We start from the raw sequence: 12389 nt of genomic DNA on the forward strand, positions 1-12389 counted from the left end.
CCCTTCGCGGGCGTGCCCGCTCCCACAATTGCAGCGCCAGCGAAGGCAACGCTGTACCTGTGGGAGCGGGCAAGCCCGCGAAGGGCCGCAGCGCGGCCCCAGCACTCATGCAAGCAACTGCAGATCAGAAGATGCTGATCGGGTACTCGACGAATACGCGGACTTCGTTGCCGTCGTCGTTGTAACCGTTCTGCTGCACGGCGTTGTTGGTACGCAAGAACGAGCTACGCAGCTTGATCGACAGGTCCTTGGCCGGGCCGTCCTGCACCACGTAACGGATCTGGTTGAAGATCTCGCGCTCTTTACCTTCGCCGAAGCCTTGCGGGTTGGCGACGTTACGGGTGTTGATGTTGTCACCCACCACGTAGGCCAGCTTGTAGGTCAGGCCCGGAATGCCATAGGCACCGAAGTCCAGGCCGTAGCCAAGCTGCCAGGAGCGCTCGTCTTCGGCGTTGAAGTCGGACCAGTACGAGTTGGCCAGGTAGATGGTGGAACCACCGTCACCCACGCCGCCGGCGTTCTGGTAGAAGCCGTAGTTGTAGCCAGTGCTGCCGGTGCTGCGCTGGTGAGCGAGGGTGAACGAGTGCGCACCGTACGCGTAGGTGGCTGCAAGGCTCCAGATGGTGTTGGAGTCGCCGTTCAGGCCTGCGGCTTTTACGTACTTGTTGTTGATGTCCGACTTGTAGCCGTTGAAGTCCAGGGTCAGGGACTGGTCGCTGGCGATCGGGAAGACGTAGTTCAAGCCCAGGTAGTGCTTCTTCATCACATCTTCGTTGTCGGCGGTGTACAGCGAAGCGGTGAAGTTGTCGGTGAACTTGTAGCTGCCACCTAAGACGTTGATCGACTTCAGGCCACCACCATCACGGCGCTCGGCGCTCTTGCGCGCTTCCTGGGTGAAGCGGCCGGCGTTCAGTTCCAGGCCCTGGATCTCTTTGGAGGTGATCAGGGTGCCGGTGAAGCTTTCTGGCAGCAGACGTGCATCGTCGTACTGCAGCACTGGCAGTGCTGGCATCTGGTCACCGTACTTCAGCACGGTGTTGGAAATGCGGAATTTCACAGCAGCACCACCACGCGCCAGGTTGTGCGGCGAGCTGGCGTTGCCTTCGGCATTGGTGGTTTCGTGCGGTTTGAAGAAGTCGACGCCGCCACCACCGTTGTGGCCTTTGCCACCATCCAGGCGCACGGCGTACAGGCCGAATGCGTCAACACCGACGCCAACGGTGCCCTGGGTGAAACCGGAGGAGAAGTTGGCGATGAACGCCTGGCCCCATTCGATCTGGTCGTCGGTGCCATGCTTCTTGTCACGGTTGATGTAGGCGTTGCGCAGAAGGACGTTGGCGTGACTGTCCTCGATGAAGCCCTTGCTGTCAGCCTGGTCATTGGCCTGAGCCTGGGTCGCGGCGATCATCGCCAGGGCGACCAGGCTGATCCTGGTTTTCAACATGTTGTTTTCCTTATTTCTTAATCAAAAACGCTCTGCAATATGACGCCAGGAACCAACGCCCCTTCGTAGGTTCGACGCTATGCGGATCCAGCCGGGCGGGCCGACCGGTAAGTTCACGGCGGCCCTTGGCAGCAGCTTGGCCAATACCATGGCCAGCTGGCGTTGGCCGAATCCTAGCCGTGTGCGATTACAAATGTCAAAAAGTCGTGAAATGCAGGTTGATATAACCAAAATTACCGGCCTGTCTGGTGCATTTCCATGCAGGTTTGCGCTATCAGCGGGCAATTTATCTTGTGTAGGAAATTGCCTTTTGATCGAGCGGACAATTTCCTGAAAGCAGGCAAAGCGTGGCCGTAGAGGTAGTTACAAACTGACACATATGTAAAGACAACCCTTTACAAATAGCCGAGCAAGAGCAAATAACAAGCATTACCATCCGCACTTTATTTTCAACTGCCCGTTCCGGATGTGCCCATGCTTGTACCCTGCCGTCTTTCACCCCTGACGCTTGGCCTGTCGCTGCTGTTCAGCGCCAGCCTGGCCAGCGCCGCCACCACCACACTGCCGGAGTCGTCGGTTACCGCCGACAGCGAGCGCGAGAAGGACAACCCGCGGGTCAAGGAGGTGAGCACCGCAACCCGCACCTCGACGCCCGTGCGTTATGTGCCGCAGGCCATCGATACGGTGAAAACCGCCAATGTGCTGGATTACGGCAGCAACACGCTGGGCAAGGCGCTGGAGGGTATCCCCAACGTCAGCAGCGGCGCCGACACCCGTTTTGACAGCGTACGCATCCGCGGCTTCGAGGCCAGCAACGACTTCTATCTGGACGGTATTCGCGACGACAGCCAGTACATTCGCGACCTGCACAACATCGAGCGGGTCGAAGTGCTGAAGGGGCCTGCAGCGGTACTGTATGGCCGTGGCAGCCAGGGCGGCATCGTCAACAGGGTCAGCAAGGCACCAGAGCCGGGTCGCCGCTCGACCATCGAAGCGCAGGCCGGCAGCGAAGACCTGCGCAGCCTGTATGCCGACCTCAGCGCAGACCCCAGCGACACGGTCAGCCTGCGCCTGAACATGGGCAACCAGGACAACAACAGCTTTCGCGATGGTATCGACGGCAGCCGCCAACTGTTCGCCCCGTCGATCAGCTGGCAGATCACCCCCGACCTGAACTGGCTGGTGCAGTATGAATACAGCCGCTACAACCGCACACCAGACCGCGGCATCCCGAGTGTCAACGGCCGCCCGGCAGACGTCAGCCGCAGCGCCACCTACGGCGACCATCGCGACTACATTGACGACCGCGCCCAATCGCTGCGCTCGCGCCTGAACTACCAGTTGAACGAAACCTGGCAGCTGCGCCACACCCTGGGCCTGTTCAAACTCGACAGCGAGTTCGACAACACCTATGTCACGGGCTACAACGCCGGCACCAATACCTTGACTCGCCAACGCTGGCAGCAGGACCTGAACACCCGCAACCTGTTCAACAACCTGGAGGCCGAGAGCGACTTCGACACTTTGGGCCTTGAACACAAGCTGCTGCTAGGCCTGGAGTTCGGCAACCAGCGGCGCGATCCGCTGCTATACAGCGCCGGCAGCCAGAACCTGCCAGGCCTGGGCAAACCCAGCCAGCCGCACAATGGTACGTTGGCGGTATCGAGCAACAACCACACCGTGGTCGACAGCCGCGGGGTTTATCTGCAAGACCAGATTCGCCTGAACGATCAGTGGCAGGTTCTCGCCGGCGTGCGCTTTGACCAGTTCGAAGTGGAAACCACCAACAAGGATGGCTTGCGCGAACCGCAGGACAGCAACAGCACCAGCCCACGCCTGGGCATGGTCTACACGCCATGGCGCGACCATTCGTTCTACGCCTCGTGGAGCAAGACTTTCTCGCCGGTGGGCGGAGGCTTGATCGGCATCACCCCGGGGGCGCCGGGCAATACCAACGACACCCGTCCGGAGCAGACCCGGCAGAAGGAAATCGGGGTGAAAAGTGACTGGCTCGACCAGCGCCTGACCACCACCCTGGCCATCTACGAGCTGGAACTTTACAACCGCCGCACCCGCGACCCGAACGACCCGAACATCATCTTGCTCAGCGGCATGCAGCGTTCGCGCGGCATCGAACTGACAGCCACCGGCAACATCGTCGGCAACTGGTATGTACGCGGCGGCATTGGCCTGCAGGATGCGACCATCGTCAAGGACAATAACGGCCAGGAAGGCAACCGCATCAATGACGTGGCCAAGCGCAATGGCAGCCTGTTCGTGACCTGGAAACCTGAGCTGGGCTGGTACGCCGAAACCGGGCTCACACTGGTGGGCGAGCGTTATGCGGACAACCAGAACACCACGGTATTACCGGGGTATGGCCGTTGGGATGCACTGGCGGGGTATCGGACCCATGACTGGGATGTGCGGGCGGCATTGAGCAACATTGCTGACAAGACCTACTACAGCTCGGCAACCAGTGCGGCGCAGATCCAGGTGGGCGATCCGCGTAGCCTTGTGGTGACGGGTAGCTACAGTTTCTGATCTTAGTTGCCTGTACCTGCCTCTTCGCGAGCATGCCCGCGAAGGGGCAGGTACAGGTGCAATCAATCAGTGCCACACTGCCATCAGCGCCTGCATCTCTGCTTCGCTGATCAACCCTTGGGGGTATCGCCCGGCAAGCAGACGTCGTGGGTCGGTCGTCCTGACCCTGATGCTTCCATGGTGTTTCAACCGCTTCGCCAAAAGCCTGAGCGATTGGCGATCAACTGCCGATGGGCGCAAAGCCGACTCACTTGCTGCGTTCATGTCCACACGTACTCCCTGGCCCGTGAGCGGCTAATTTACGTAGGTATTGTTACAGATCAGAGGCGCGGCCTGGCCGTGCCATCTCGCTATCTGCTTGAAAAACAATACAAAACGTATGCCAGCTCGGGCCTCCGGGCGTCGCCCGCGCAAAAAAGAGGCCCGTCACAGGACGGGCCTCTTTATTCATCACGCGCTCAGCGCTTGACCGGCGCCGGCTGCTGTTGGGTCAGGCAGTGGATGTTGCCGCCCCCCAAGAGCAGTTCGCGGCCCGGGATCATCACCACCTCATGGTCGGGGAAGATCCTTGCCAGGATCGCTCTGGCTTCGGCATCTGCCGGGTCGTCGAAGCTTGGGGCAATGATGCCACCGTTAACAATCAGGAAGTTCACGTACGAACCCGCCAGGCGCACCGACGGGTCACGCTCCTGGCTGCCGGCGACCTGGTCGACACCGGCGCACTCTTCGGCGGTGGCGTACAGCGGACCCGGGATCGGCATCTTGTGCACGATGAACTCGCGGCCCTTGGCGTCGCGGGTGTTCTTCAGCACATCCATGGCCGCGTGGCAGCGCGCATAGTTGGGGTCGTTGGAATCATCGGTCCAGGCTAGTAACACTTCGCCCGGGCGCACGTAACAGCAGAAGTTGTCGACGTGGCCGTCGGTTTCGTCGTTGTACAAGCCATCAGGCAGCCATACCACGGTGTCGACCGCCAAGTGATCGCGCAGCACCGCTTCGATCTGCTCGCGGCTCAGGTGCGGGTTGCGGTTGCGGTTGAGCAGGCATTCCTCAGTGGTGATCACGGTGCCTTCACCGTCTACGTGGATCGAACCACCTTCAAGCACAAAACCTTCGGTCTGGTAGCGCTGGCAGCGCTCCATTTCCAGCACCTTGGCGGCCAGTTCCTCGTCGCGGTTCCAGGGTGCGTACAGGCCGCCGTCGAAGCCGCCCCAGGCATTGAAGCCCCAATCGACACCGCGCACTTCGCCATGGCCGTTGATGACAAAGGTCGGGCCGGTATCACGCACCCAGGCATCGTCGTTGCTGATTTCAACCACACGAATGTTCGGCTGGTCGAGTTGGCGCCGGGCGTTTTCGTACTGGCCGGCGGAGGCCGCGACGGTCACAGGTTCGAAACGGGCAATGGCTTTGGCCAGGGTTACGTGGGCAGCCTGCGCCGGCTTGCCGCCCAGGCGCCAGTTGTCCGGGCGCTCCGGCCAGACCATCCACACCTGAGTCTGCGGGGCCCACTCGGCGGGCATGTGGAAACCATCGGCACGGGGCGTGGAGTTGAGGGTTTTCATGGGTGACCTCTGTGATGGCCCTGAGCCGGGTGTGCCTGGGGCGTTTGTCAATTTATAACCGATATATATCGATAATTGAAGCCTGAAAATCGAAGAATGTCGCGCCACTCGGCGAATTTAAATCGATAACAATCGACACATATCAGAGCTGGTCTGTTGAAAGGAACGGCCTGCCGTCCACCATAGCCCCACCTTATGCATCCTGTTACAGCTACGCGCGGAAATTTTCGGCAAGGCCGACTAGTGTCAATACTTGAACGACGGACCAGCGAGCCGCTATGAACATCATCCCTACAGCAATCCCTGAAGTACTGATCATCGAGCCAAAGGTGTTCGCTGACAGCCGTGGTTTTTTCTTCGAGGCATTCAACGCCCGTGAGTTCTCACAGCAAACCGGCGTGAACATGGAGTTCGTCCAGGACAACCACTCGCGCTCCATCAAGGGCGTGCTCCGTGGGCTGCACTACCAGGTGGCAAACACCCAGGGCAAGCTGGTGCGCGTGGTGCACGGGGAGATCCGCGATATCGCCGTGGACGTGCGCAAAAGCTCGCCAACATTCGGCAAATGGGTCGCGGTGCACCTGTCGGCCGACAACCATCGCCAGCTGTGGGTTCCGCCTGGCTTCGCCCACGGGTTTGCGGTGATGAGTGAATCGGCCGAGTTCCTCTACAAGACCACCGACTACTACAACCCGGGCGCCGACCGCTGCATCCGCTGGGACGACCCGCAACTGGCCATCGACTGGGGGCTGCAGCAGCCTCCGCTGTTGTCGGACAAGGACAAGGTGGGCCTGCCATTGGCAGAGGCGGAACTGCTGCCTTAACTAGCGCATAATTGCGTCAGACTTTTCTGGCGCATTTACCTGATGATTGCAAAGCCCACGCCCCCACGCCGTCCCCGCTGGCGCAGCCTGGCCCTGCTGGCGCTGATCTTGGCCCCATTACTGTGGCCCCTGCATCACTTGGCCGAACGCTATTACCAGGAGGAACTGGCCTCGCAGAACCGCCAGACCCTCGACCTGTATGTGGCCAACCTGCTCGGCACCCTGCACCGCTACGAGACCTTGCCGCAAATTCTCGGCGACTTGCCGGCGCTGCGTGGCGTGCTGGCCGACCCTTTCCGCCTGGAAGCGGTGACCAACGCCAACCGCCTGCTCAAGGACATCGTGCAGCAGACCGGTGCCGAGGTGATGTACCTGATGGATGTCAGCGGCAACACCTTGGCCGCCTCGAACTGGGACAAGCACGACAGCTTCGTCGGCCGAAACTTCGCCTTCCGCCCCTACTTCAACGAAGCCATGGCTGGCCACCTGGGCCGCTTCTTCGGCCAGGGCACCACCTCGGCCAAGCGCGGCTACTTCTTTGCCGCGGCCGTGCGGGACCGCGAGCGGATCGTCGGCGTGCTGGTGGTCAAAGTCGATCTCGACCACACCGAAACCCTGTGGGGCCGTACGCCCGAGCAGCTGTTGCTGACCGATCACAATGGCGTGGTCATCCTGACTTCGCGGCCCGACTGGCGCTTTCGTGCTACCCGCACGCTAACCGACGCCGAGCGCCAGGCCATCATCGCCATCCAGCCCTATCCGACCCAGGCCCCACAGCCGCTGGTTCTCAACCCGCAGGCCTGGATCACCCAGACCCGCGACATCAAGGAAACTGGCTGGCAAGTCAGCATCCTTGCCCCGCGCACGCTGGTTGATCGCTCGGTGCAGACGGTAATGGCCATCGGTGCCGGTACGCTGCTGGTACTGATGTTGCTGGCAGGCTTGGTGATGCAACGGCGGCGCCATTACATCGACCGCATCGACTTCGAAGCACGGGGCCGCCAGGAACTGGAAAAGCGCGTGGCCGAACGCACCGCCGACCTTGAAGGCCTGAATACCCGCCTGAAAAATGCCGTGCTGGAGCGCGAAAACGCTCAGCAGGAGGCAGTGCGCGCACAGGACGAACTGGTGCAGGCCGGCAAGCTGTCGGTGCTCGGCACCATGTCGGCCAGTATCAGCCATGAGTTGAACCAGCCCCTGGCCGCCATCCGCAGCTACGCAGAAAACGCCGAGATCCTGCTCGACCACCAACGTACCGAAGACGCCCGCGGCAACCTCAAGCTGATCGGCGAGCTGACCGGGCGCATGGCCTCGATCATTGCCCACCTGCGTGCCTTCGCCCGTCGTGACCGCCATGCCCCGGAGAGCGTTGCCCTGCAGCCGGCCCTGGACGATGCCCTGGCGCTGCTGGCCAAGCGCCGCCGGGCGATGGCCGTAGAGCTGATCCGCGACCTGCCGGAAGCCACCTTGTGGGTACAGGCAGGCGAAACCCGCCTGCGCCAGGTGCTAGGCAACCTGCTGGCCAATGCCCTCGACGCCCTGACCGAAAAAGCCAACCCGCGCCGCCTGTGGCTAAGTGCCGAGCAGCGTGATGACTGCGTCTACCTGTACATCCGTGACAACGGGCCCGGCTTCAGCCGCCAAGCCCTGGAGCACGCCAAGGAGCCGTTTTTCACCACCAAGACCCGTACCCAGGGCTTGGGCCTGGGGCTGGCCATCTGTGAAAGCCTGATGCGCGCCCTGGGCGGTGAACTGCTGCTGGCCAACCACCCGGAAGGTGGTGCAATGCTGACCCTCCAGCTGCGTGTGGCCGCATCTGGCGCTACTTTGCCCAATTCGGAGGACCCCTCGGCATGACCACCGAGACACTGATCGACAGCCGAGCCCAGGTCATCCTGGTCGACGATGACCCCCACCTGCGCCAAGCCTTGAGCCAGACCCTGGACCTGGCCGGGCTCAAGGTAGTCGCCCTGGCCGAGGCCCAAGGCCTGGCCGAACGTATCGAGGCCGACTGGCCCGGCGTGGTGGTCAGCGACATCCGCATGCCGGGCATCGATGGCCTGCAGTTGCTGGAACAACTGCACGGCCGCGACAGCGAGCTGCCGGTGCTGCTGATAACCGGCCATGGCGATGTGCCGCTGGCGGTGCAGGCGATGCGTGCCGGGGCTTATGACTTCCTGGAAAAACCCTTTGCCACAGACGCCCTGCTCGACAGCGTACGCCGCGCCCTGGCCTTGCGCCGACTGGTGCTGGACAACCGTAGCCTGCGTCTGGCACTGAGCGACCGCCAGCAACTGGCAACCCGCCTGGTCGGCCATTCACCGGCCATGCTGCGCCTGCGCGAGCAGATCGGCGCCTTGGCCGGCACCCGCGCCGACGTGTTGATTCTGGGTGAGACGGGCGCTGGCAAAGAGGTGGTGGCTCGCGCATTACATGACCTTTCCAGCCGCAGCGAAGGGCCGTTCGTGGCGATCAACGCCGGCGCGCTGGCCGAGTCGGTGGTCGAAAGCGAACTGTTCGGCCACGAGCCCGGTGCGTTCACCGGCGCGCAGAAACGCCGTATCGGCAAGTTCGAATTTGCCAACGGCGGCACGCTGTTCCTCGACGAAATCGAGAGCATGAGCCTGGATGTACAGGTGAAGCTACTGCGCATGCTGCAGGAGCGGGTGGTCGAACGCCTGGGCGGCAACCAGTTGATCCCGCTGGACATCCGCATCATAGCCGCCACCAAGGAAGACCTGCGTCAGGCTGCCGACCAAGGGCGTTTCCGCGCGGACCTGTATTACCGCCTGAACGTGGCGCCGCTGCGTATTCCGCCACTGCGTGAACGCGGCGACGACATATTGGTGTTGTTCCAGCATTTCGCCGATGCTGCCAGCCAACGTCATGGCCTGTCGCCGCATGCGCTGCAACCCGCGCAACGCGCCCTGCTGCTGCGTCATGACTGGCCAGGCAACGTCCGCGAGCTACAGAACGCCGCCGAGCGTTTCGCCCTTGGCCTGGAACTGGCACTGGATGGCCAGGCACCCTCGGCAGCAGCGCCGGCAGCGCCCATGCTCAGCGGCAACCTCAGCGAACAGGTCGAGCAGTTCGAACGTTCGCTGATCGCCGCCGAACTGGCCCAGCCACACGGCTCCATGCGGAGCCTGGCCGAAGCACTGGGTATCCCCCGCAAAACCCTGCATGACAAGCTGCGCAAGCATGGCTTGAACTTCGACGGCGGCAGCGGCGGGCATGACGATCAAGAGGACAACCGTTAATGAGCACCAATAGCCAGTACCTGCAGTCCGTACTGCACAGCGACATCCCCCTGACCCGCGAGATGGGCCTGGAAGTGATCGATTGGCAGCAGCACACCCTGCGCCTGCAACTGCCGCTGGCGGCCAACGTCAACCACAAAAGCACCATGTTCGGCGGCAGCCTGTACTGCGCAGCCGTGCTGGTGGGTTGGGGCTGGCTGCACCTGCGCCTGCGTGAACTGGGGATCGATGACGGGCATATCGTCATCCAGGAAGGGCAGATCAGCTACCCGTTGCCAGTGACCGGCACGGCAGTGGCGCGTTGTGCCGCGCCAGACGAGAAAACCTGGGAGCGGTTCCTGACCCTGTACCAGCGCCGTGGGCGGGCGCGGTTGACGTTGGAAACCACCGTGAGCAATGCCGGAAGTGACGAGCCTGCAGTGAAATTCAGCGGCCAGTACGTTCTGCACCGCTAGTACGACTAACGCGGCCTTTGTGGGAGCGGCCTTGCGTCGCGATGAGGCCGCAAAGCGGCCCCAGGATTTCAGCTTCGCCGCCAGAATTGCCGGGGCCGCTTTGCGGCCCTTTCGCGACACAAGGCCCACAGGATCGTGCCAGGCAGTTAGATGAGGTTCAGGAAGGCCTGGCGCCATGCAGCATTGGCAGGCAATGCCAGGAAATGCGGATTGAGCAGCGACTCGCGCGGTGGATACCGGAACGGCAAGCCATCCAGCCCGATCACTTCGCCACCGGCCCCCTCCACCACACCCTGCGCCGCAGCAGTATCCCACTGCGAAGTCGGCGCCAGGCGCGGATAACAATCGGCGCTGCCCTCGGCCAACAGGCAGAACTTCAACGAGCTGCCAATATTGGCCAGCTCCAGCTCGCCCACCGCAGCCCCAAGGCCGGCCAACAGCGCTTCCTGCTCCGGGCTGGAATGCCGACGGCTGGCCACCACGGTAAAACGCTCGCCCTGCGCGGGTGCGTTGCGTACTTGGATCAGCTGGGCTGCCTCACCGGCATCTGCACGCCAGGCCCCCATGCCGCGCCCACCAAAATAGCAGCGCCCATTGGTGGGCATCGACACCACGCCAAACACCACCTCGCCGTTCTCGATCAGGGCGATGTTGACCGTGAACTCTTCACTGCCGGCAATGAATTCCTTTGTGCCATCCAACGGGTCGACTAGCCACCAGCGGCTCCAACCCTGACGCTCGGCCAGCGCAATATTGCAGTCCTCTTCGGACAGCACCGGAATCTGCGGCGCCAGCGCCAGCAGACCATCGGCAATTACCCGGTGCGCGGCCAGGTCGGCGGCGGTAACCGGCGAATCGTCGGCCTTGTTGGTTACCGCGACATCGGCGCGCCAGAATGGCAGGATCGCCTCGCCTGCCGTCAGCGCCAGCTTGACCACTTCGTGCATCAGTTGCAGGTCGTTCATAGCTCCAGCAGCCCCCGCTGAATCAGCAGGTCACGGGCCAGGTACAGCGCCGCCAGGGCGCGGCCCTCGGTGAACTGCGGATGCATGGCCAAGGCCGACAACTCACGCAGGTTGACCTTGTCGACCCGCATCGGCTCGGGCTCGTCGCCTTCCAGGCGCTCTTCGTACAGGTCGCTGGCCAGCACCACCTGAATCTTCTGGCTCATGTAGCCCGGCGACAACGACAGTTCCGTCAGGTGCTCCAGCTGGCGTGCGCCAAAACCGGCTTCTTCCTTGAGCTCCCGGTCGGCTGCCGCCAGCACGTCTTCGCCCGGCTCGATCAGGCCCTTGGGCAGCGACAGCTCGTATTCATCGGTACCACCGCAGTACTCCTCCACCAGCACGGCGTGCTCGGCATCGAGCATGGCCACGATCATCACCGCGCCGTAGCCGTTACCCCGGCCCACAAGGCGCTCATAGGTGCGCTCGGCGCCATTGCTGAAGCGCAGCTGTACGGCTTCGACGCGGAACAGGCGGCTACTGGCGACAATTTCGCGGCTGAGTACGGTGGGTTTCTGGCGCATGGGGCGGCTCCTTGGCGTGAACGGGTTACTATACCGTGGCTTGCCGACTGATCGAGAGTTTCCCATGCCTGTTCTTCCCTGGTCTGCCATCGACACTGTCCTGCTGGACATGGATGGCACCCTGCTCGACCTGCATTACGACAACCGCTTCTGGCTGGACCACCTGCCCCAGCGCTATGCCGAGCTGCACGGTGTAAGCCGGGCCATGGCGGAAATGGAGCTGCAACCACTGTTCGAACGCAATGCCGGCACATTGAACTGGTACTGCCTGGACTTCTGGAGCCGCGAGCTACGCCTGCCGATTCGCGAGCTGAAGCGGGAAATTGCCGACCTGATTGCCCTGCGCCCGGATGCCGATACCTTCCTGGCGGCGATTCGCCAGGCCGGCAAGCGTGTCGTGATGATCACCAATGCCCACCGTGACTCGCTGTCGCTGAAGCTGGAACGGGTGGAGCTGGCACCGTACTTCGAGCGGCTGATCAGCTCGCACGACTATGGCTACCCGAAGGAAAGCCCGCAGTTCTGGGATGCCCTGCAGGCGGATATCGGCTTCGAACCAGAACGCAGCCTGTTCATTGATGACACGCTGGCGATTCTGCGCAGTGCACGGCGGTTTGGTGTGGGGCACTTGCTGGCGGTGCGCCAGCCAGATAGCAAAGCAGGGCCGCGGGATACTGAAGAGTTTGCGGCGGTCGAGGATTACCGGGAGTTACTGGTAGGCCTATGAGGCCCTCTTCGCGGGTGAACCCGCTCCTACAGATACTGCGCC

General features: G+C 62.4%; 11 protein-coding genes. 6 read left to right on the top strand and 5 right to left on the bottom strand.

Translation table 11 applies throughout. The features are described from left to right. Window positions 1–124: 124 nt before the first annotated feature. On the bottom strand, window positions 125–1444 hold the full coding sequence (locus I8746_RS12885) for an OprD family porin (RefSeq protein ID WP_003255784.1): 1320 nt from the start codon (window positions 1442–1444) through the stop codon (window positions 125–127). A 474-nt stretch (window positions 1445–1918) separates the two neighbouring features. Between I8746_RS12885 and I8746_RS12890 the strand changes: the two genes are divergently transcribed. Continuing rightward, a complete protein-coding gene (locus I8746_RS12890) occupies window positions 1919–3988 on the top strand; it encodes a TonB-dependent siderophore receptor (RefSeq protein WP_011953222.1) in 2070 nt (689 codons plus the stop codon). Between the two features lie 66 nt (window positions 3989–4054). Here the strand turns inward: I8746_RS12890 and I8746_RS27205 are convergent, their stop codons facing one another. Together I8746_RS27205 and aguA are read right to left on the bottom strand one after the other, a co-directional pair. Continuing rightward, window positions 4055–4252, bottom strand: a complete 198-nt coding sequence (locus I8746_RS27205; RefSeq protein ID WP_011953221.1) for a hypothetical protein — start codon at window positions 4250–4252, stop codon at window positions 4055–4057. Between the two features lie 194 nt (window positions 4253–4446). Beyond that, a complete protein-coding gene (aguA, locus tag I8746_RS12895) occupies window positions 4447–5553 on the bottom strand; it encodes an agmatine deiminase (protein WP_011953220.1) in 1107 nt (368 codons plus the stop codon). Window positions 5554–5831: 278 nt separating this feature from the next. On the opposite strand from aguA, the gene rfbC reads away from it, so the two are divergent. From rfbC to I8746_RS12915, 4 genes are read left to right on the top strand one after another with little or no spacing between them, the layout of a single operon-like run. Then, window positions 5832–6377, top strand: a complete 546-nt coding sequence (gene rfbC / locus I8746_RS12900; protein ID WP_011953219.1) for a dTDP-4-dehydrorhamnose 3,5-epimerase — start codon at window positions 5832–5834, stop codon at window positions 6375–6377. 42 nt (window positions 6378–6419) lie between these two features. Then, a complete protein-coding gene (locus I8746_RS12905; protein WP_004575931.1) occupies window positions 6420–8234 on the top strand; it encodes an ATP-binding protein in 1815 nt (604 codons plus the stop codon). Next, window positions 8231–9637, top strand: coding sequence for a sigma-54 dependent transcriptional regulator (locus I8746_RS12910; RefSeq protein WP_014589347.1), 1407 nt, complete (start codon window positions 8231–8233; stop codon window positions 9635–9637). Before I8746_RS12905 ends, I8746_RS12910 begins: the two co-directional genes overlap by 4 nt. After that, on the top strand, window positions 9637–10092 hold the full coding sequence (locus I8746_RS12915) for a YiiD C-terminal domain-containing protein (RefSeq protein WP_004575932.1): 456 nt from the start codon (window positions 9637–9639) through the stop codon (window positions 10090–10092). Before I8746_RS12910 ends, I8746_RS12915 begins: the two co-directional genes overlap by 1 nt. Window positions 10093–10238: 146 nt before the next feature. Here I8746_RS12915 and cysQ read toward each other — a convergent pair whose 3' ends face one another. Both cysQ and nudE read right to left on the bottom strand, forming a co-directional pair. Next, window positions 10239–11057, bottom strand: coding sequence for a 3'(2'),5'-bisphosphate nucleotidase CysQ (gene cysQ, locus I8746_RS12920; protein ID WP_088513476.1), 819 nt, complete (start codon window positions 11055–11057; stop codon window positions 10239–10241). Then, window positions 11054–11620 carry an ADP compounds hydrolase NudE gene (gene nudE / locus I8746_RS12925; RefSeq protein WP_003255794.1) on the bottom strand — a complete coding sequence of 189 codons (567 nt, stop codon included), beginning with the start codon at window positions 11618–11620 and terminating at the stop codon, window positions 11054–11056. The genes cysQ and nudE overlap by 4 nt, the downstream gene beginning before the upstream one ends. A 64-nt stretch (window positions 11621–11684) precedes the next feature. Here nudE and yrfG point away from each other — a divergent pair, with 64 nt between their 5' ends. Continuing rightward, complete coding sequence (gene yrfG / locus I8746_RS12930) at window positions 11685–12347, top strand: GMP/IMP nucleotidase (RefSeq protein ID WP_003255795.1); 663 nt, start codon at window positions 11685–11687, stop codon at window positions 12345–12347. Window positions 12348–12389: the final 42 nt, after the last annotated feature.

It is taken from the genome of Pseudomonas sp. USTB-Z, assembly GCF_019691255.1.
Lineage (GTDB): Bacteria > Pseudomonadota > Gammaproteobacteria > Pseudomonadales > Pseudomonadaceae > Aquipseudomonas > Aquipseudomonas alloputida.

Bases quoted from the DNA above. Each gene is read 5' to 3' on its own strand.
- rfbC (WP_011953219.1), top strand. From the start codon at position 5,832: ATGAACATCATCCCTACAGCAATCCCTGAAGTACTGATCATCGAGCCA.
- I8746_RS12910 (WP_014589347.1), top strand. From the start codon at position 8,231: ATGACCACCGAGACACTGATCGACAGCCGAGCCCAGGTCATCCTGGTC.
- I8746_RS12890 (WP_011953222.1), top strand. From the start codon at position 1,919: ATGCTTGTACCCTGCCGTCTTTCACCCCTGACGCTTGGCCTGTCGCTG.
- I8746_RS12885 (WP_003255784.1), bottom strand. From the start codon at position 1,444: ATGTTGAAAACCAGGATCAGCCTGGTCGCCCTGGCGATGATCGCCGCG.
- yrfG (WP_003255795.1), top strand. From the start codon at position 11,685: ATGCCTGTTCTTCCCTGGTCTGCCATCGACACTGTCCTGCTGGACATG.
- nudE (WP_003255794.1), bottom strand. From the start codon at position 11,620: ATGCGCCAGAAACCCACCGTACTCAGCCGCGAAATTGTCGCCAGTAGC.
- I8746_RS12905 (WP_004575931.1), top strand. From the start codon at position 6,420: ATGATTGCAAAGCCCACGCCCCCACGCCGTCCCCGCTGGCGCAGCCTG.
- cysQ (WP_088513476.1), bottom strand. From the start codon at position 11,057: ATGAACGACCTGCAACTGATGCACGAAGTGGTCAAGCTGGCGCTGACG.
- aguA (WP_011953220.1), bottom strand. From the start codon at position 5,553: ATGAAAACCCTCAACTCCACGCCCCGTGCCGATGGTTTCCACATGCCC.
- I8746_RS12915 (WP_004575932.1), top strand. From the start codon at position 9,637: ATGAGCACCAATAGCCAGTACCTGCAGTCCGTACTGCACAGCGACATC.
- I8746_RS27205 (WP_011953221.1), bottom strand. From the start codon at position 4,252: ATGAACGCAGCAAGTGAGTCGGCTTTGCGCCCATCGGCAGTTGATCGC.